This is a genomic window from Cellulomonas xylanilytica (assembly GCF_007989805.1).
GTDB lineage: Bacteria > Actinomycetota > Actinomycetes > Actinomycetales > Cellulomonadaceae > Cellulomonas > Cellulomonas xylanilytica.
In genome coordinates this window covers 295,684-314,321 of record NZ_BJUB01000004.1, presented here as the reverse complement: position 1 = coordinate 314,321, position 18,638 = coordinate 295,684, and the positions used below count along the sequence as shown (strand labels likewise).

The 18,638-nt window shown below is 74.5% G+C and carries 16 protein-coding genes and 1 tRNA gene; 10 read left to right on the top strand and 7 right to left on the bottom strand.

Going from position 1 to position 18,638, the window contains the following annotated elements; all coding sequences use genetic code 11:
- The first annotated feature begins 22 nt into the window (after positions 1–22).
- Genes imuA' through CXY01_RS08545 form a run of 3 tightly spaced genes read left to right on the top strand, consistent with a single transcriptional unit; the run spans position 23 to position 6,454 of the window.
- Positions 23–922 carry a DnaE2-dependent mutagenesis accessory factor ImuA' gene (gene imuA', locus CXY01_RS08555; RefSeq protein ID WP_146926999.1) on the top strand — a complete coding sequence of 300 codons (900 nt, stop codon included), beginning with the start codon at positions 23–25 and terminating at the stop codon, positions 920–922.
- Positions 919–2,841, top strand: a complete 1,923-nt coding sequence (locus tag CXY01_RS08550; RefSeq protein ID WP_146926998.1) for a DNA polymerase Y family protein — start codon at positions 919–921, stop codon at positions 2,839–2,841. Before imuA' ends, CXY01_RS08550 begins: the two co-directional genes overlap by 4 nt.
- Complete coding sequence (locus CXY01_RS08545; RefSeq protein ID WP_146926997.1) at positions 2,834–6,454, top strand: error-prone DNA polymerase; 3,621 nt, start codon at positions 2,834–2,836, stop codon at positions 6,452–6,454. The genes CXY01_RS08550 and CXY01_RS08545 overlap by 8 nt, the downstream gene beginning before the upstream one ends.
- Positions 6,455–6,457: 3 nt before the next feature.
- On the opposite strand, the gene CXY01_RS08540 is transcribed toward CXY01_RS08545, so the two are convergent.
- The gene (locus CXY01_RS08540; RefSeq protein ID WP_146926996.1) at positions 6,458–7,684 is read right to left on the bottom strand and encodes an AI-2E family transporter; all 1,227 of its coding nucleotides are present in this window, start codon (positions 7,682–7,684) and stop codon (positions 6,458–6,460) included.
- Between the two features lie 147 nt (positions 7,685–7,831).
- Between CXY01_RS08540 and CXY01_RS08535 the strand changes: the two genes are divergently transcribed.
- The 3 genes from CXY01_RS08535 to CXY01_RS08525 all read left to right on the top strand — a co-directional run bounded on the left by CXY01_RS08535 (position 7,832) and on the right by CXY01_RS08525 (position 10,956).
- A tRNA-Leu gene (locus CXY01_RS08535) sits at positions 7,832–7,914 on the top strand.
- A gap of 280 nt (positions 7,915–8,194) precedes the next feature.
- On the top strand, positions 8,195–8,935 hold the full coding sequence (locus CXY01_RS08530) for an SDR family NAD(P)-dependent oxidoreductase (RefSeq protein WP_146926995.1): 741 nt from the start codon (positions 8,195–8,197) through the stop codon (positions 8,933–8,935).
- An 89-nt stretch (positions 8,936–9,024) separates the two neighbouring features.
- Positions 9,025–10,956 carry a glycosyltransferase family 2 protein gene (locus CXY01_RS08525; protein WP_146926994.1) on the top strand — a complete coding sequence of 644 codons (1,932 nt, stop codon included), beginning with the start codon at positions 9,025–9,027 and terminating at the stop codon, positions 10,954–10,956.
- Positions 10,957–10,974: 18 nt separating this feature from the next.
- Here the strand turns inward: CXY01_RS08525 and CXY01_RS08520 are convergent, their stop codons facing one another.
- Positions 10,975–11,595, bottom strand: a complete 621-nt coding sequence (locus CXY01_RS08520; protein ID WP_146926993.1) for a dihydrofolate reductase family protein — start codon at positions 11,593–11,595, stop codon at positions 10,975–10,977.
- A 141-nt stretch (positions 11,596–11,736) separates the two neighbouring features.
- Between CXY01_RS08520 and CXY01_RS08515 the strand changes: the two genes are divergently transcribed.
- From CXY01_RS08515 to CXY01_RS08505, 3 genes are all read left to right on the top strand, one after another.
- Entirely contained in the window at positions 11,737–12,315 is a 579-nt protein-coding gene (locus CXY01_RS08515) for a DUF1269 domain-containing protein (RefSeq protein ID WP_246125168.1), read from the top strand.
- Between the two features lie 95 nt (positions 12,316–12,410).
- Complete coding sequence (locus CXY01_RS08510; RefSeq protein WP_146926992.1) at positions 12,411–12,833, top strand: ChaB family protein; 423 nt, start codon at positions 12,411–12,413, stop codon at positions 12,831–12,833.
- The gene (locus CXY01_RS08505; RefSeq protein ID WP_222594515.1) at positions 12,830–13,675 is read left to right on the top strand and encodes an alpha/beta fold hydrolase; all 846 of its coding nucleotides are present in this window, start codon (positions 12,830–12,832) and stop codon (positions 13,673–13,675) included. Before CXY01_RS08510 ends, CXY01_RS08505 begins: the two co-directional genes overlap by 4 nt.
- Here the strand turns inward: CXY01_RS08505 and CXY01_RS08500 are convergent.
- The 4 genes from CXY01_RS08500 to CXY01_RS08485 are packed head-to-tail and all read right to left on the bottom strand — an operon-like array spanning position 13,672 to position 17,110.
- Positions 13,672–14,034 carry a cupin domain-containing protein gene (locus tag CXY01_RS08500; RefSeq protein WP_146926991.1) on the bottom strand — a complete coding sequence of 121 codons (363 nt, stop codon included), beginning with the start codon at positions 14,032–14,034 and terminating at the stop codon, positions 13,672–13,674. The two genes, CXY01_RS08505 and CXY01_RS08500, sit on opposite strands and share 4 nt — an antisense overlap.
- A complete protein-coding gene (locus CXY01_RS08495; RefSeq protein WP_186813331.1) occupies positions 14,031–15,407 on the bottom strand; it encodes a DNA polymerase IV in 1,377 nt (458 codons plus the stop codon). The genes CXY01_RS08500 and CXY01_RS08495 overlap by 4 nt, the downstream gene beginning before the upstream one ends.
- Before the next feature lie 31 nt (positions 15,408–15,438).
- The gene (locus CXY01_RS08490; protein ID WP_246125166.1) at positions 15,439–16,152 is read right to left on the bottom strand and encodes an alpha/beta fold hydrolase; all 714 of its coding nucleotides are present in this window, start codon (positions 16,150–16,152) and stop codon (positions 15,439–15,441) included.
- Between the two features lie 52 nt (positions 16,153–16,204).
- On the bottom strand, positions 16,205–17,110 hold the full coding sequence (locus tag CXY01_RS08485) for a matrixin family metalloprotease (RefSeq protein ID WP_186813330.1): 906 nt from the start codon (positions 17,108–17,110) through the stop codon (positions 16,205–16,207).
- A 66-nt stretch (positions 17,111–17,176) separates the two neighbouring features.
- Here CXY01_RS08485 and CXY01_RS08480 point away from each other — a divergent pair, with 66 nt between their 5' ends.
- A complete protein-coding gene (locus CXY01_RS08480) occupies positions 17,177–18,073 on the top strand; it encodes an aminoglycoside phosphotransferase family protein (RefSeq protein WP_146926988.1) in 897 nt (298 codons plus the stop codon).
- On the opposite strand, the gene CXY01_RS08475 is transcribed toward CXY01_RS08480, so the two are convergent.
- Positions 18,074–18,595 carry an Lrp/AsnC family transcriptional regulator gene (locus tag CXY01_RS08475; protein ID WP_146926987.1) on the bottom strand — a complete coding sequence of 174 codons (522 nt, stop codon included), beginning with the start codon at positions 18,593–18,595 and terminating at the stop codon, positions 18,074–18,076.
- Positions 18,596–18,638 lie beyond the last annotated feature (43 nt).

Sequence of the window (18,638 nt, the reverse complement as noted above, 5' to 3'; positions counted from 1 at the left end):
CGGCTGATCGAGAGGAGGTCACATGGCTGTCGGGACGGTTGTCGGGACGGCTGTCGGCACCCTGTCGCGCGAGGACCGGGCGGCGCTCGCCCGGGCCGCCCTCGCGCGCGCCGAGCAGCGCACGGGGGCGCGCAGCGTGCTTCCGCCGGGCGGCCCGGCGGTCACCGCAGAGCCGGGTCCGTCAGGGCGCGGCACGGTCGGACGCACCCCCGCGCACCGTGAGCCCGACGCGGCCGCCGCTCCTGCGCTGGTGGCGCTCACGCACGTGCCGGAGGCACCCGCCGAGCAGCCGGCCACCGGGATCATCACCAGCGAGCGCCCGCCGATGGCGGTCCCGCCGCCGCTGGCACCGATCCTGCCCGAGGGGCTGCGCCGCGGAGGCACCACGGTGGTCACCGGGTCGACGTCGCTCGTGCTGGCCATGCTCGCGCACGCGTGCGCCGGAGGGGCGTGGGCGAGCGTCGTCGGCCAGCCCACCATCGGTCTGCTCGCGGCGGCCCAGGCGGGGGTGTCGCTCGACCGGCTGGCCGTGGTGCCGCGCCCCGGTCCCGAGGCTCCGACCGTGGTGGCGGCGCTGCTCGACGGCGTGGACGTCGTGGTCGTCGGACCCGAGGCCGCCCTGACCGAGACCGAGCGCCGCAAGCTCTCCGCGCGTGCCCGGGACCGCGGGTCGGTGCTGATGTCGACGGTCGACTGGCCGGGCGCCGGGGTGGTGCTCACGGTGGAGGCGGGGCGGTGGACAGGGGTCGACGCGGGCGAGGGGCGGCTGCGCACGCACGAGCTCCGGCTGGTCCGCACCGGCCGGGGCAGCGCAGCCGTGCCGCGCTCGCTCGACCTGACGCTCCCCATCGGCTCGGCACCGGCGCCGGCACCGGAGCCGCAGGCCCAGACGCCGACGACCGGTCTGAGGCTCGTCGGATGAGCACGCGCACGACCGTCCTGTGGGTCCCGGACTGGCCGGTGGTGGCCGCCGCGACGTCCGAGGAGGTGCCCCCGCACGTGCCCACCGCGGTGCACGACGGCCGGCAGCTCACCGCCGTGTCGGCCCTCGCCCGGGCGGAGGGGGTGCGCCGGGGGATGCGGCGACGGCAGGCGCAGGGGGTCTGCCCGGAGCTGGTGCTGCTGCCCGCCGACGACGCCCGGGACGTGCGGCTGTTCGAGCCTGTCGCGGCGGCGGCCGAGACGGTGGTGGCGGGGATCGAGGTGGTCCGTGCCGGGATGCTGCTGCTGCCCGCGGGCGGCGCCAGCCGGTACCACGGCTCCGAGGACGCCCTGGCGGAGAGGCTCATCGACGCCGTCGCCGCCGGGTCGGGCCACGAGTGCGCGGTCGGCACCGCGGACGGGCTGCTGGCGGCGGTGCTGGCCGCCCGCACCGGCGCGGTGGTGCCGCCCGGGACGTCCGCCGCGTACCTGGCGCCGCGCGCGATGGGAGAGCTCGTGCACGCGGCGGTCACCGACGAGGCCGCGGCCGCGGTCGCCCAGCTGGTGGACCTGCTGCACCGGCTGGGCCTGCGCCGGCTCGGCCACCTCGCCGCCCTGCCCCCCACGGACGTGCACGCGCGCTTCGGACGGCTCGGTGCGTGGGCGCAGCTGCTCGCCCGCGGCGACGACGAGCGCCCGCCCGCCCGCCGTCGGCCGGAGGCGGACCTCGAGGTGGCCACCGACCTCGACCCCCCGCTCGACCGGGTCGACTCGGCGACGTTCGCCGGCCGCCGGCTGGCCGAGGAGCTCCACGCGCTGCTCGTGCAGCACTCCGTGACCTGCGGTCGCCTGCAGATCTCCGCGCGCACCGACGAGGGCACCGACCTGGTGCGGACCTGGCGCACCGACCTCGGCGGCTGGGGCGGGCTGACCCCCGCGCGGATCACCGACCGGATCCGCTGGCAGCTGGAGGGGTGGCTGGCCGCCGGCGCGGTCGAGACGGCACGGGCGCGCGCCGCCGAGGACCCCGCCGCCCGTGCCCGCGCGCGGACGGCCCGCGACGCCGTCGCCTCGGGCCGGGACCCCTGGGCGCACGACGACCTGCCGACCGACCCCTGGCCCGACGACGACTCCCGGGCGGTCACCCTGGTGCACCTCGCGGTCACCGCCCTCGACGTCGCCCCGGCCGGTGCCGAGCAGGGGCGGCTGTGGGGCGGCCCGTCCGGCGGGGACCTGCGCGCGCACCGGGCGCTGGACCGGGTGCAGGGCATCGTCGGCGGCTCGGGGATCCTCGTCGCGACCCTGCAGGGCGGGCGGGACGTGCGCGACCAGGTGCACCTGCAGCCGTGGGGCGAGCAGACCGAGCCTGCGCGTCCCGTCGACCGGCCCTGGCCCGGCCGGTTGCCCGACCCCGCACCCGCGACGGTGCTGGACCCGCCCGAGCGGGTCGACGTGCGGGACGCGGCGGGGGAGCCGGTGGTCCTCGACGTGCGCAGCGGGATGCGCGGTGAGCCGGCCTGGGTGCGATGGCTGCCGCGGGTGGCGGACGAGGAGCCGAGGGAGCGTCCCGGGCGACGCGGTGGCGCACGGCGCACGCACGGGGCGCCCGCGCACAGGACGTCGGGGCACGAGACGTCGGCGTACGAGAGGTCGTGGCGCGAGACACCGGCGCCGACGGCACGGGGGCGTCGTCGCGCCGAGCCGTGGGACGTCGCCGTCGCACGGTCCCGGGTGGCCGACGACGGGCCGCGCGCCGTCGCCGGGTGGGCCGGACCGTGGCTGCTCAGCGAGCGGTGGTGGGTGTCGGCCGACGACCGCCCCGGCCTGCGGGCGCACCTGCAGGTGACGTTCGACGACGGCCGCGCGGTGCTCCTGGCGTGCACGGCGGGCGGCTGGACGTGCGAGGCGACGTATGACTGAGAGGAACGCACGGGGTGTCCAGGCCGAGCGGACCGCGGCGTTCCCGCCCCGCTACGCCGAGCTGCACGCACACTCCGCGTTCAGCTTCCTCGACGGCGCCAGCCAGCCCGAGGAGCTCGCCGCGGAGGCGGCGCGGCTCGGGCTGCGCGCGCTCGGGCTCACCGACCACGACGGGCTCTACGGCGTGGTGCGGTTCGCGCAGGCGGCCAAGGCGGTGGGGCTGCCGACCGTGTTCGGGGCGGAGCTGCACCTGCCCGCACCGGACGGCCGACGGCACCCCCGGGAGAAGGCGCGCGCGACCCCGGGACCGCCGGTGCTGGACCTGCCGACGGGCATCCCGGACCCGAGGGCGTCCCACCTGCTCGTGCTGGCCCGCGGACCCGACGGCTACCGGGCGCTGTCCCGCGCGATCGCGGAGGCCCACCTGCGCACGGGCACGAAGGGCGCCGCGGACTACCGGCTGGAGGAGCTGGCTGCGACGGCCGCCGGGCAGTGGCTGGTGCTCACCGGCTGCCGCAAGGGCTCGGTCCGGCGGGCGCTCGCGGGCGGGGACCCGTCGGGTGTCGCCGGGGTGAGCCCGACCGGGATGCAGGCCGCACGCGTCGAGCTCGACCGGCTCGTCGCGCTGTTCGGCCGGGACAACGTCGCTGTCGAGGTCACCGCGGTGGGGGACCCGTACGACACCGACCGCGCGGACGCCCTCGCGCACCTGGCGGCCGACGCTGGGCTTCCGCTCGTCGCCACCGGGAACGTGCACTACGCCACCCCGCGAGACGCCGACCTGGCTGCCGCGCTCGCCGCGGTGCGGGCACGGTCGTCGCTGGAGGACCTGGACGGCTGGCTGCCCGGCGGCCCGATGGCGCACCTGCGGTCGGCCACGGAGATGCTCGCGCTGCACCGCCGGCACCCGTCGGCCGTGGTGACGGCGGCGGACCTGGCCGACGAGTGCGCGTTCGACCTGTCCCTCGTCGCGCCCCGGCTGCCGCCCTACCCGGTGCCGGCCGGCCACACGGAGGCCACGTGGCTGCGCGAGCTGGTCCGCCGCGGGGCGCTGGAGCTGTACGGACCGCCGGGGTCGGAGAAGGTGCCGGGCGCGTACGCGCAGCTGGCTCACGAGCTGACGGTCATCGAGGACCTCGGGTTCCCCGGGTACTTCCTGGTGGTCTACGACCTGGTCGACTTCTGCCGCCGCAACGGGATCATGGCGCAGGGCCGCGGCTCGGCCGCCAACTCCGCGGTCTGCTACGCGCTGCGGGTCACCGCCGTGGACGCGGTGCGGCACGGCCTGCTGTTCGAGCGGTTCCTGGCGCCCGAGCGGGACGGGCCGCCGGACATCGACGTCGACATCGAGTCGGCGCGCCGCGAGGAGGTCATCCAGTACGTCTACGAGAAGCACGGCCGGTCGCACGCCGCGCAGGTGGCCAACGTCATCTCCTACCGGCCGCGCTCGGCGATCCGGGACGCCGCGCGCGCGCTCGGGTACGACGCGGGGCAGCAGGACGCGTGGGCGCAGTCGATCGAGCGGTGGGGAAGCCTGCGCCCGAACACACCGCCACCGCCGCCCGAGAAGCCGTCCTCCGCTCGTCGCCCGCGGCCGCACGTCGGGCACACCGGCCCCCCGGCCGAGCCCCCTGCTGACGTGACCACCGCGCGGGACGAGCGTCGTCGCCACCAGGCGTCGATGTGGGGGAACACGTGGGAGCCGCCGTCGGCCGTCCGCGCGCCCAAAGGCGTCGACACCCCCGGTCTGGTCACGGCGGACGGCCACGACGTCGTCCCGACGGTCCTGCCGCCGTCGGCCAGCGACCTCGACGAGATCCCCGAGCACGTGATCGACCTGGCGGACCGGTTCCTGCGCCTGCCCCGGCACCTGGGCATCCACTCCGGCGGGATGGTGATGTGCGACCGGCCCGTCATCGAGGTGTGCCCGGTGGAGTGGGCGCGGATGCCGGGCCGCACGGTGCTGCAGTGGGACAAGGAGGACTGCGCGGACGCGGGGCTGGTGAAGTTCGACCTGCTGGGCCTCGGCATGCTCACCGCTCTGCGGATCGGCTTCGGGTTCGTGGAGGAGCACGAGGGCGAGACGCTCGACCTGCACGGGCTGCCCGCGGAGGACCCGCAGGTGTACGACCTGCTCAGCGCCGCGGACACCGTCGGGGTGTTCCAGGTGGAGTCGCGCGCGCAGATGGGCACGCTGCCGCGCCTGCAGCCGCGGACGTTCTACGACATCGTCATCGAGGTCGCGCTCATCCGTCCCGGGCCCATCCAGGGCGGCTCGGTCCACCCGTACATCGAGCGCGCGCACGGCCGCCAGCCCGTCACGTACCTGCACCCGCTGCTGGAGAAGTCGCTGGCCAAGACCAAGGGCGTGCCGCTGTTCCAGGAGCAGCTCATGCAGATGGCCATCGACGTCGCCGACTTCACGCCGGCCGAGGCCGACCAGCTGCGCCGGGCGATGGGCTCGAAGCGCTCGACCGAGCGCATGGAGGCGATGCGCGGACGGCTGATGTCCGGGATGGCCAAGCACGGCATCGACGAGAGCACGGGGCAGGAGATCTTCGAGAAGCTGAGGGCGTTCGCCGACTTCGGCTTCCCCGAGTCGCACGCGTACTCGTTCGCGTTCCTGGTCTACGCCAGCGCGTGGCTGAAGGTGTACCACCCGGCCGCGTTCTACGCGGGGCTGCTCGCGGCGCAGCCGATGGGCTTCTACTCACCGCAGAGCCTGGCCGCCGACGCGCGCCGGCACGGCCTGGAGGTGCTGCGCCCCGACGTGCAGGCGTCCGACGTGCTGGCACGCGTGGAACGGCTGGGGCCGCCGCCCGAGGGCGGTGAGCCGCAGCTGGTGCCGACGCCGAGCGGCACCGGTCCGGCCGTCCCCGCCGGGGTGCGGACGGGGGACGGAGGGCGTTCCCTCGCCGTCCGGCTCGGGCTCTCGTCGGTCCGGTCGGTGGGGGAGGACGTCGCGCAGCGGGTGGTCGACGAACGCCGTGCGCACGGCCCGTTCACCGACCTGCGCCAGCTGGTGCGGCGGGTGCAGCTCTCGACGACGCAGCTGGAGGCGCTCGCGACCGCCGGGGCGCTCGACAGCCTGGGCGTCACCCGTCGCGAGGCGCTGTGGGCGGCCGGGGCGCTCGCGCAGGAGGGACCGGACACCCTGCCTGGGGTCTCGGTCGGGGTCACCGCACCGATGCTGCCCGGCCTGGACGACGTCGAGGTCGCGACCGCGGACGTGTGGGCCACCGGGGTCTCGGTCGACTCCTACCCGACGCAGTTCGTCCGCGACGGGCTCGATGCCGCCGGGGTCCTGCGGGTCGAGGAGGCGTTCCGTCACGAGATCGGGCGTCGGGTGGCCGTCGCCGGCGTCGTCACGCACCGGCAGCGCCCCGGCACCGCGGGCGGGACCACGTTCCTGTCCCTGGAGGACGAGACCGGGCTGCTCAACGTCATCTGCTCGGCCGGGCTGTGGCAGAAGTTCCGCAAGGTCGCCCGCACGTCCCGCGCCCTGGTGGTGCGTGGCCGGCTGGAACGGGCGGACGGTGCGACCAACCTCGTCGCGGAGCACCTGACGCCGATGTCGCTGAAGGTCAGGTCGTCGTCGCGGGACTTCCGGTGAGCCTCACGGCTGCTTGACGACCTCGTCGTCCTGGATCTCTGTCACCTCGTCGACGGGCTCGACGTCGTCGTCGGACTCGTCCTCCTCCATCGGGGGGTCGAGGGTGCGCAGCCGGGAGAAGACCGCCCAGCACACGGCCACCAGCGGTACGGAGATGACGGCACCGAGGATGCCCGCGGTCAGGGTTCCGGCGGTGACCGCCAGCGCGATGACCACCGGGTGGATCGAGACCTGCTTGCCCATCACGATCGGCTGCAGGATGTGCCCCTCGAACTGGCCGATCAGGGCGATGCCGATGCCGACGATCGCCGCCGACAGCAGACCGTTCGCGGCGAGCGCCACGATCATGGCGATGACCATCGCCAGCGGTGCGCCGATCAGCGGGATGAACGCACCGATGAACACCAGCACCGCGAGCGGGGCGGACAGCGGCACCCGCAGGACGCTCAGCAGGATGAAGGCCAGGATCCCGTCGGTGACGGCGATGATCACCGTGCCGCGCGTGTACCCGGAGAACGTGTACCAGCCGGCGCCACCGGCGGTCTTCCAGCTCTCCCGCAGCCGCGACGGCAGCTGGTTGAGGAACCACGTCCACATCTCACGCCCGCGCGCCAGGAAGAACACGGTGCAGAAGATGGCGAGGGCCAGCGCCGTGAACACCTCCACCACCGAGCCGGCTCCCGCCGCAGCCTGGCTCGCCAGGTCGCCCGCGTGGTCCTGCACCCACTGCTGACCGTTGCTGATCCACTCCGCGATCTGGTCGTTGGTGATGCTGAAGGGCAGCGGCCCGTTCTCGAGGAAGTCGGTGATCTGGCCGATGCCGTCGCTGAACTGCTTGGTCAGGTCCGCCCACTGGTTGGCGATGGAGTAGCCGACGTAGGTGAGCAGACCGAGGAAGAACACGATGCCGGCCAGGATCGCGAGAGCCGTCGACAGGCCGCGGGGGAGCCAGCGCGCCAGGAAGTCGACCGCGGGACGCAGGACGGCGGTGAAGACGAATGCGAGGAACACCGCGACGAAGAGCAGCTGCACGCGCGACGTGGCGTAGAAGATCAGGGCGACCATCGTGATGACGACCAGCAGCCGCCACGAGACCCCTGCCGCGCCGCGCAGCCAGCGAGGGGCCGTGTGCTCCGCGCCGTAGACGCTCGGGTTGCGTCGCGCACCCGCCACCTTGCGTGCTGCGGGGCTGGCAGGGGATCGGCCGGTCGAGCTGCTCACGTCGGTCATCGGGCTCCCTGCATCACGGCCGAAGGCATCCCTGACGCGGTGCCTGCCGCAAGTCTGCCCCGGGCGGGCGATGCATGCTCGCCCGCCGCGCCGTGCTATCTTTTCTGCCGCACCTGAGGGCGCCTCCGGGTGCCCTGCGGTCCACCTGTCCGGGTGGCGGAATGGCAGACGCGCTAGCTTGAGGTGCTAGTGCCCGAAAGGGCGTGGGGGTTCAAGTCCCCCTCCGGACACTCGTTGAGACAGCGAGCACGAAGGCTCTGATCTGCGGAGACGCGGATCGGAGCCTTTTGTGTCTCCCTCGGCCGAGGCGGCGCCGACCTCGGTGCGCAGAGCCCCGGAGCACGGCCGCCCCGACCGGCGCGCACCGCGGCCGGCACGCGCCGCGGTGACGTCGCCCACACCCCTGAGGAGAACGGCACCGGCTGCCGAGCGGCACGGGTGCGTCCCCGTCGTGCGGCGCGAGACGATGGCTGCTCCTGCTCGTCCTCGACGACCCGAGGGATCGCGCCCGTGACCGGACGTTCGTACGTGGTGACCGGCGGAAGCCGCGGTGTCGGCCGGGCGATCGCGGACCGGCTGGCCCGCCGGGGCCACGTCGTCGTGGTGGACGTCGTCGACACGCTCGACGTGCACGGCCCGCGGATCTCGCTGGTCCGCGGTGATGCGCGCGAGGCGGGGGTCGCGCGACGAGCCGCCGACGAGGCGGAGTCCGCCGGGCCTCTGGTTGGCTGGGTCAACAACGCGGCGATCTTCGAGGACGCCGCGCTCGACACGGCGACGAGCGACGAGGTCCTCGCCATGATCACGGCCAACGTCGCGCTCGCGGTCACGGGCTGCCACACCGCGGTGAACCACTTCCTGGCCCGTTCCCGCGCGGGCGCGATCGTGAACGTGTCCTCCCACCAGGCCGGCCGGCCGGTTCGCGGCGCCCTGCCCTACGCCACCGCCAAGGCGGCGGTCGAGGGCCTGACCCGAGCCGTCGCCGTCGACCACGGCCCGGCCGGGATCCGTACCAACGCCGTGGCCCTCGGGTCGATCAGCACTGCCCGGTACGAGACCTACCGTGCGCAGCATCCCGACGTCGACGCGCAGATGGCGGCCCTGCACCCGCTCGGCCGGGTGGGCACCGGCGACGAGGTCGCGGACGCGGTCGCCTACCTCCTGTCCGACGACGCGAGCTTCGTCAACGGGGTCGTGCTGCCGGTCGACGGAGGGCGGTCGGCGCAGGGGTCCGACCCCGAGGGCACCTAGCGGACCGCCGGTGAGGTGCTGACGCGCAGACCTGCGCGTCACTAGGCTGGCCGTGAGTCGCTCCTTCCGCCGCCGCGAGGACGTGCCCGATGCCGGTCTGGATCATCCTGGTGCTGCTGGGTGCCACGGCTTCGGTTCTCGGGTTCACCGGTCTCGGGAGCCTGCTGATCTGGGTGGGCGCGGCGGTTCTCGGCTCCGGCCTCGTCCTCGCGGTCGTCAGCCGTCGTCGCGCCCACCGCGCAGGACCGTCCCGGGCCCCTGCGACCGCGGAGCCGGCACGGACAGCCACCACCTGGCAGCGACGGGCGTCCCGTCTCGGCTGGACCGCGGTGGGCCTCGGCACCCTGGCTCTCGGGCTGCTCGCCGGTGCTGCCTGGCTGCTGGCCACGGCGCGTCCACCACTGGTGTCCCAGGCGTCCCAGCCCGCCCTCGACGTGGTCATGGCCGTCCTGCCGGTCGAGCTGGACCTCGGCACGCCGCGGCCGGCGGTGCTGCTCGGGATCGGGCTCGCGCTCGCCGCGCTGCTCGTCGCCGTCGGCGCCCTGCAGGCGGCGAACGCCCTGCGCGTCCTGTCTACTCGACGGCGGGTCGAGCCGTTCTACGCGCACACGTCAGCGGTAGGTCGTCGCGTCCTGGGCCCCGCCGCGATGCGCAGTCTCGAGCTCGACGTGACACCGCCGTGGCCGGCGTCCGCCCTGCCCCTGGAGCACCCCGCGGTGGTCCGCTGCACCGTGCTGCTGCCCGCGCACGACGAGGCCGCGATCATCGGGGCGTCGATCGACTCGCTGCTGAGCCAGACCCGCCCGGCGGACCGGATCCTCGTGGTCGCCGACAACTGCACGGACGACACCGTGGCGATCGCGTCGGCACGCGGTGTCGAGGTCATCGAGACGGTCGGCAACACCCAGGCGAAGGCGGGTGCGCTCAACCAGGCCCTGGCCATGCTGCTGCCGGGCGGCGCCGTCGAGGACGTCTACCTGATCATGGACGCCGACTCCACGATCACCCCGGACTTCCTCGAGGTCGCGCTGGGGCTGCTGGAGTCCGACCCGGAGCTGATGGCCGTCGGCGGGCTGTTCTCCGGCGAGGACGGCGCGGGCGTGCTGGGTCAGCTGCAGCGCAACGAGTTCACGCGCTACCAGCGCGTCATCGGGCGTCGCGAGGGGCACCTGTTCGTGCTGACCGGCACCGCCTCGGTCTTCCGTGGCTATGCCCTGGCCACCGTCGCGCAGGCCCGCCAGTCGCTGATCCCCGGCCACCCGGGCGGGGTCTACGACACCCTGGCGATGACCGAGGACAACGAGATCACCCTGGCGCTGAAGTCGCTCGGCGCCACGATGACGTCGCCGCCGCAGTGCCGGGTCACCACCGAGGTGATGCCGACGTGGCGTGACCTGCGCAAGCAGCGCCTGCGGTGGCAGCGAGGGGCGCTCGAGAACGTCGGCGCGTACGGGCTGACGCGCACGACGGCCATCTACTGGGTGCAGCAGCTCGGTCTCGCGTACGGCGCCGTCGCCCTGCACAGCTACCTCGCCCTGATGGCGATCGGCATCCTGTCGGTGAACGGCCTGCGGTGGTCGCCGTTCTGGGTCGCCATCGGTCTCGTCTTCCTGGCCGAGCGAGTGGTCACCGCGTGGGGCGCCGGGTGGCGGGGCCGGGGCGTGGCCGTGGTGATCGTCTTCGAGCTGGCCTACTCGGTGTTCCTGCAGTGGGCCTTCGCGACGGCCCTCGCGCACATCGTCACCCGGCGCAGGAAGGGGTGGAACGACGTGCCGCGGCCGGCCGTCGCGGTGGCCGCGCTCGCCGCACCGGTGGCCGCGGCCCTGGGTGCGGTGCTGGGCGCGCAGTGGAACCCGATCTCCGCCGAGACGATGCAGTCGAGCTGGGTCGAGGCGCTCGCGATCTTCGTCGGGGTCAACACCCTGATCTTCGCGACGCTCAGCGTGTTCCAGATGCTCCCGCCGATCGTCAAGACGGCCCACGACAGGCGTGCCCGGCGAGCCGCGTCGCGCCCGGCCTGACGCGACGCGGCTCGGAGGTCAGCTGTCGGACGCGCCCGGGACCTTGTCCGTGACGTCGTCGTAGGTCTCGCTGCCCGGCAGCTCGCTGGGGGCGTAGACCATCCGGGCGACCCCGGTCGGGAAGATGTCGGAGCGCAGCAGCCGCAGGGGGTAGATGGGCTCGCCCTCGTCGAAGAGCCGCTTGCCGTGCCGGGCCGCGACGGGGTGGACGAACAGGCTGAGCTGGTCGACCAGGCCGGCGGCGAGCAGCTGCTGGACGACCGAGATCGACCCCGCGATCAGGATCTTGCCGATGGTCGGGTCCGCCTTCAGCGCGGTGACGGCCTCGACGAGGTCGCCCTGCAGGGTCTCGACGTTCCGCCAGCCGAGGTCCTGGCTGCCGCGGGTGGCGACGACCTTGCGGACGTCACCGAGCTGGGCCGCGAACGTCGCGTCGTCGCCGCCTGCGGCCTCACGCTCCGGCCACGCCCCGGCAAAGCTGTCGTACGTCACGCGCCCCAGGACCATCACGTCGACGTCCTCGTAGTCCTCACCGACCGCGGCGCCCATGTTCTCGTCGAAGTAGGGGAAGTGCCACGCCGGGTCGATCTCGACGACGCCGTCGAGAGAGATGAACAAGGTGGAGACGATCGTCGCCATCGGGGTCCTCCAGGGGTCGTCGCCACGCACACGCTGCGCGGTCGCTCGACCTGATCAGACCGCACACCACCCACATCGGGCCAGCCGCAGCAGCGCGGAGGCACCTGGCGGGTCTACGGTCGATATCGCACCAGACCGGACATGACTCTGCAGAAGAAGGAGCTCTCCATGTCGGACGACCAGCCCACCGACGTCGTCGCCGCCCTCTCGGACGGCGCGTACACACTCTTCGTGGCCGACTTCTCGGACACGGGGACCGCCCTCGCCGCGTACGAGGCGCTCAAGTCGATCGAGGACGGCAGGACGCTCGAGATCGACGGTGTCATCGTCGTCTCCCGGTCCGAGGACGGCACGCTCGAGATCCAGAAGGCCACCGACCACAGCACCCGGCACGGGCTGAGGTGGGGCGTGGTCGGTGGCGTGGCGCTCGGCCTGATCTTCCCGCCGTCGATCATCGGGAGCGCCGCGGTCCTCGGTGCGGTGGGCGCCGCGACGGGCAAGGCGCGCGAGCTGAAGCACCGCAAGGGGCTGGCCGAGGAGCTGCAGGACTCCATCGTCCCCGGGCACTCCGGGCTCCTGGCGCTGGTCTCCGACCCCGGTGCGGTCGAGATCCGCAAGGCGCTGGCGAAGGCGGACGCGATCGTCGAGAAGGCGATCGACAAGGCCGAGGCCGACGAGATCAAGGCCGCCGCGGAGGCTGCCAAGTCCGAGGCCGGCTGAGCCCTGCACGTCGCCCCGACGGCCGCCCGGGCGACCGGTGGCGGCCGTCGGGGAGGTGGGCCACCATCGGGTTGATCCGAGACGGGTGGTGAGCCGTGCCCAAGACGACGCGATCCGGCGCCGCGAAGCAGAGCGAGCTGCCGAGCACGCTGCAGCGCTCCGACGAGCTGGCGCAGCGGACGTTCGCGCACGCGTACGACGCGGCGATCGAGCAGTACGACGGCGACGAGGAGCGCGCGCACCGCGTCGCCTTCGCCGCGCTGAAGCACTCCCACGAGAAGGTCGGGGACAGCTGGCGCCCCAAGGAGGAGTACGGGCCGTCGGACCAGCACGCCGAGGAGGGGTACGGCTCCGACGCGCCGACGGCGGGCGGGGTCGACGCCAACGCGAGCCGGGCGCACCTCTACGACGTCGCGACGGAGCTCGGCATCACCGGCCGTTCGCGCATGCGCAAGGACGAGCTGGTGGAGGCGATCGCGAAGGAGAACGACCGCCGCAGCCGGCAGGCGCTCCGGTGACCGAGCGGATGGTCGACGTGGCCGCGGGGGTGCGGCTCTGCGTGGACGTCTCCGGCGCGGGGGAGCTGCTGGTCCTCGTGCACGGCGCGGGCTGCTCGCTGGTGGCGTGGCCCGACGACCTGGTCGACCAGCTCGGGCGGCGGCACCGGGTGCTGCGCTACGACGCGCGCGACCAGGGCCGGTCGACCACCTGGCCCGCGGGGGAGCCGGGCTACGGGATGAGCGACGTGGTGGAGGACGTCGTCGCGCTGCTGGACGACGAGGGTGCGCGGTCGGCGCACGTGCTCGGCGTGTCGGGCGGCGGGATGGTCGGGCAGCTGCTGGCGCTCGACCACCCTTCCCGGGTGGCGAGCCTCACGCTGGTGAGCAGCACGCCGGGCGGGGACGGGCTGCCGGGCATGTCCGAGGACCTGCACGCGTTCTTCGCCGGCGACACCGGCGAGCCCGACTGGGACGACCGCGACGCCCTGCTCGCCTACCTCACCGAGCTCGAGCGACCGTTCCAGCGCGACGGGTTCGACGAGGAGCTCCAGCGGGAGATCGCCCGCCGCACCCTGGCCCGGTCGGGCGACCTGCGGGCGAGCACCACGAACCCGTACCTGGTCGACCCCGGCCCACCGTGGCGGGACCGGCTCGGCGACGTCACGGCGCCGACGCTCGTGGTCCACGGCGCGGACGACCCGCTGTTCCCGCCGGCCCACGGCGAGGCGCTGGCGCGCGAGATCCCCGGTGCCGAGCTGCTGGTGCTGCCGGGCGTGGGGCACGGGGTGCCGCCGCGTCGTGCCTGGCCGGAGCTGGTGGCCGGGGTGGAGGCCGTGACGTCGCGAGGCCGCGCCTCCTAGGCGGGCAGCTCGCGCGTCCTCGACGTCAGCTCGCCTCCGGCGTCACCCGTGTTCGTCGTGCCCGCGAGCTCCACCAGCAGCGCCGAGGCCTCCTCGTCCGCCCTCGGGCAGTGCTCGACGCCGCGGGGGACCACGTAGACGTCCTGCGGACCGAGCACGACGTCGCCGTCGCGCAGCTGGATGGTCAGGGACCCGGCGACGACGACGAACATCTCGTCGGTGTCGGGATGGGTGTGCCAGACGAACTCGCCGTGCAGCTTGACCACCTTGACCTCGTGGTCGTTGAACCGGGCCAGGAGGTGCGGCTGCCAGGGTCCGGGCACCTGGTCCAGCGCGGCCTGGATGTTGTGTGGGGTCATCCGTCGAGCGTAGGAGTCAGCGGCGGCACGAGCAGCAGCGGGTCCGCGTCCAGGTCCAGCACCTGGGAGCGCGCCGGCGGGGTGTCGACGCTCTCGAACCGCACGGTCGCCTGCCGGCCGCGCACGTGCACCACCCAGCCGCGTCCGAGGGTGTCGTGCTCGACGTCGAGGCCGGGACGCGCGTTCTCCTCGGACAGCAGGCGGAGCGTCTCGGGACCGCCCGCAGCACCGTCCACGGGAGCGTCCGGCGGGTCGTCGAGGACCGCCGGCACGACGTCCTCGGCGTCCCACGGCAGGGTCAGCTGCGCGTGGGCGGACAGGTTGTGGAACGAGACGCCCAGCAGCCGCACCGAGTCGCTGATGCCGGCGGCACGGGCGGCCTGGTGCGCGGCGGCGCGCAGCTCGGCGGGCTCCGCGGTCGGCTGCGCCAGGGTCACGGACCGCGTCAGCGTGGTGAAGTCCGCGAACCGCACCTTGGCGACGACCGTCCTGGCGCCGCCCCCGTGGGACGTCAGGCGGCGCAGCGCCTCGTCGGTGACGCGGTCGATCGCGGCGGCGATCAGGTCGGTGCCGAAGATGTCCTGGGCGAACGTGCGCTCGGCACCCACGGACTTGCGCTCGCCGCTCACGGCCACGGGCCGCGGGTCGATGCCGCGGGCGAGCCGGAAGAGGTTGACGCCGGACGACTCGCCCACGGTCATCGTGAGGATGTCCAGAGGCTGCCGGCGCAGGTCCGCGACGGTGCGGACGTCGAGCCGTTCCAGGGCGGCCGCCGTCGCGGGCCCGATGCCGGGTACCGCGCGCACGGGCAGGGGCAGCAGGAAGTCGTCCTCCTGGGCCGGCTCGACGACGAGCAGCCCGTCCGGCTTGCCGGCGTCCGACGCCAGCTTCGCGACGAGCTTGGTCCGGCCGATGCCGATCGAGACGGCGAGGCCCGTGAGCTCGCGGATCCGGGCTCGGACGTCGGCCGCGGCACCCGCGGGGTCGTCGGCGAACGGACCCGCCTCGAGGTCGACGAAGGCCTCGTCGATGCTCAGCGGCTCGACGAGCTCCGACAGCGTGCCCAGCGCGGACATGATCATGCGCGAGTACGCGGAGTAGGCCTCGAAGCGGGGGTAGAGCACGGCCGCCGCGGGGCTGAGCCGCCGTGCGCGGCTCATCGACATCGCGGAGCGGGCGCCCGCCCGGCGGGCCTCGTAGGACGCCGTCGACACGACGCCGCGCGGGCCGGTCCCGCCCACGAGCACCGGCCGGCCGCGCAGGGACGGCTTGTCGCGCTGCTCGACCGCGGCGAAGAACGAGTCCGCGTCGGCGTGCAGCACGGTCGCGCGCGTCCGCAGCCGGGAGGCGTCGGCGAGCTGCACGGGGTCCACGCCCCCTACTGTGCCTCGCGCCGGGCCCGGCTCAGGCGAGGGCGAGGCCGCCACGGTGGCGCAGCTCGTGCAGGGCGTCGAGCAGGATGCGGTTGAAGGCGACGGGCGCGTGGGCGTTCACGTCGTGACCGGCGCGCGGGACGACCGTCAACCGGGTCCCGGGGCGCGCCTCGAGGTACCTGCGCTCGTCGAGCCGCAGGGGGTCGCGGCGACCGTTGACCAGCCACACCGGCACCGCGGTGCCGCGCAGGTCCGCCAGCGGCGAGTACCCCGCGAGCGCCGTCAGCATGTCCGTGACGACGTGCCAGTCGGGGCCGCCCAGGCGCAGCGCCCGTGAGAGCACGCCCGAGGCGCGCCGGTAGGCGGCCAGCGGCTTGCCCTTGATCTCCGTCGAGCAGCCCGCCAGGACGACGCCGGCGATCTTGTGCTCGTTGCGGCGCGCGTACGCGAGGCTCGTGTAACCGCCGAGGGAGAGTCCGACCAGCAACGGGGGTGCCGGGCACGAGTCGACCGCGTCGTCGATCGCCGCCAGGGCGCCGTCGAGGCTGAACCGTTCGTGCGAGCGCCGCCCGTGACCGGGCAGGTCGATGGCCACGGTGAGGTGCCCCGAGCGCTCGAGCGCGTCCACCTGCCGACGCCAGATCACCGACGAGGTCCGGGTGCCGTGCACGAGCACGATCGGGCGAGCGTGGATGACGGGCTCCTCAGCGGGGGTGGTGACGCGGTCCGTGGCGAGGGTACGCACCGGACCTGGGAGTTCCGTGTGAGGTCGTGCGGTCCGGGTGTGAAGGGTTCGGTCAGACGTCCGGAGCGCACTCGCCCGAGCCGAGCGCCGCGAGCCCGGCGAGGTCGCCGGCGCCGAACCCGGACCGGGTGACGCTCGTGCTCGGGTACATGAGCTGGGTCGGGTCGTCGACGTGGTCCAGCCCGACGAGGTGCGCGAGCTCGTGGCTGATGACCCCGAGCGCGGTCGCGCGGGTGGCCGGTGCTGCGGCGAGCGTGCCGATGTCCTGGCTGTCGAGCGTGACCGAGCCCGTGACGTAGACCGTCCGGCCGGCGCGCGTCACGGAGGCGGAACCGGCGATCCCCGCGACCTCGTCGGCCAGCTCCGGGGTCTCCGCGGCCGTCGACCAGGCGACGAGCACGGGGGCCCAGCGCGAGCCGTAGAGGTCGGGCTGGTACGCCTCGCGGTCCGTGCTGGGTGCCTCCTGCGTCAGCCCGTCGTCCACGAACTGCAGGCCCGTCGCCGCGGACACCCGGGCGACCGCCGTGTGCAGGAGCTCGGCACCACCGGCGGGGGCGCCGTCGGGCCGCACGACGAAGTGGATCGGCCGGCACGGGCTGTAGGCGACCGGTCCTGCGCCGTCGGGCTGCACGGCCGTGAACGAGAAGCCTCCCGACCCGACGTGTCCCAGCGGCGGGGCACCGATCGGGACCGCCTGCTCCTCCAGCCCGGGCGGCGGGCCGAGCTCCGACGCCGACATCCACCAGCGAGCGCCGACGGCGACGAGCCCGGCCACCAGGAGGAGGACCAGGAGGACCGCGGGCCGCGGGCCGCGGCGGAGGGGCACCGGCGGACCATGGAAGCGCACCACGTCCTCCTCGACGGGGACGGTGCGCGGCTTCGGCAGCAGGAGGGGGTGCGGGTGGTGACCGCGCGCGTCGACCCAGGGGTTCAGGCCCTGCGGGTCTCCGGCGTGCACCCGGTCACCTCCTCGTCCGACGTCGGTCGCCGCAGGATCGCACATCCGGCCGCGATACTTGCCCGGATGAGCGTCGTCCTGCCTCCGATCCTGCTCGCCGGCGTGGGCCGGACGCCGGGCGGTGCCGAGTGGATCGACCGGCTGCCGTCCCTGGTGGCCGGCGCCTGCGCGCGGTGGGGGTTGCGGCTCGGTCCGCCGTTCACCGACGGGGCGGCGTCGTGGTGCGCGCCGGCCACCCTCGCCGACGGTCGACGAGCGGTGCTCAAGGTGTCCTTCCCGCACGACGAGGCGCGTCACGAGGCCGTGGCGTTGCGCGCCTGGCACGGGCACGGCGTCCCTCGGCTGCACGAGGCGCACGAGGACGACTGGGCGCTGCTGCTGGAACGCGTCGAGCCGGGCAGCCCGCTGTCGCGTGCTCCCGGGGGCGCCGTGGAGCGCCTCACTGCCGCTGCCGACGTCGCCCGGTCGCTGTGGTCCGTCACCGGTGCGGTCGAGGTCCCGTCGATGGCCGACGTCTGCGCCGGCTGGGCGGACGTGCTGGAGCACCGGGCCACCCGGTACGGGGTGCAGGTCGAGCGCGCGGTCGACCTCCTGCGCACCCTCCCCGGCTCCTCGGACGTCCTCGTCCACGGCGACCTCAACCCCGGGAACCTCCTCGACGGGGGTGGCGGCCGCTGGGTCGCGATCGACCCGAAGCCGATGCGGGGCGACCCCGCGTACGACCTGTGGCCGCTGCTCGAGCAGGTCGACGACCCGTTCGAGCACCCCGAGCCCCAGGCCGTGCTGCGCGACCGCGTGGCGCTGCTGGCCGGTCTGCTCGACCTGGACCCCGCTCGGATCGCCGCCTGGGCGTTCGCTCGCTGCACCGAGTCGGCCCTGTGGGTGTGGGACCAGCTCGGCGACGAGCCGGGCGGCCGCGCGATCCTCGGGCAGGCCGCCGTCTGGGCCCGGGTGGCGGGCTGATCAGATCGACGCGGTGCCGGGTGCGTGCACGTGCTCGAACACCAGGCTGGTCTGCGTGTGCGCCACCTCCGGGCGCGTGCTCAGGTGCTCCAGCACGAACGCCCGCAGCTCGGGGGAGTCGCGCACCGCGACGTGCACGAGCACGTCGTCGACCCCGGCGAGCAGGTAGACGTCCCGCACCTCGGGCCGCTGCGCCAGCCGGTGGGCCACCTCGGCCAGCCGGGCCCGGGCGGACGGCTGCAGCCGCACCGCGATCATCGCCTGCAGGCCACGGCCGACCGCCTCGGGGTCCACCTGGGCGTGGAAGCCGCGCAGCACGCCGGACTCGCGCAGGGCGCGGACCCGCGCGTGGCAGGTCGACGGCGCGATCCCCGCGAGTGCCGCGAGCTCCTTGTTGGAGATCCGCCCGTCCCGCTCCAGCTCGCTGAGCAGCCGCCGGTCGACGTCGTCGAGCTCGACGCCGCCGAACGCCGTTCGGCGCGGACCGGCTGCAGGTGCTCTGGACGAATCTGCCACGGACATCCAGCGAATCTAGCGAATGATCCGTGCTCGTCCTCCGCTGGGA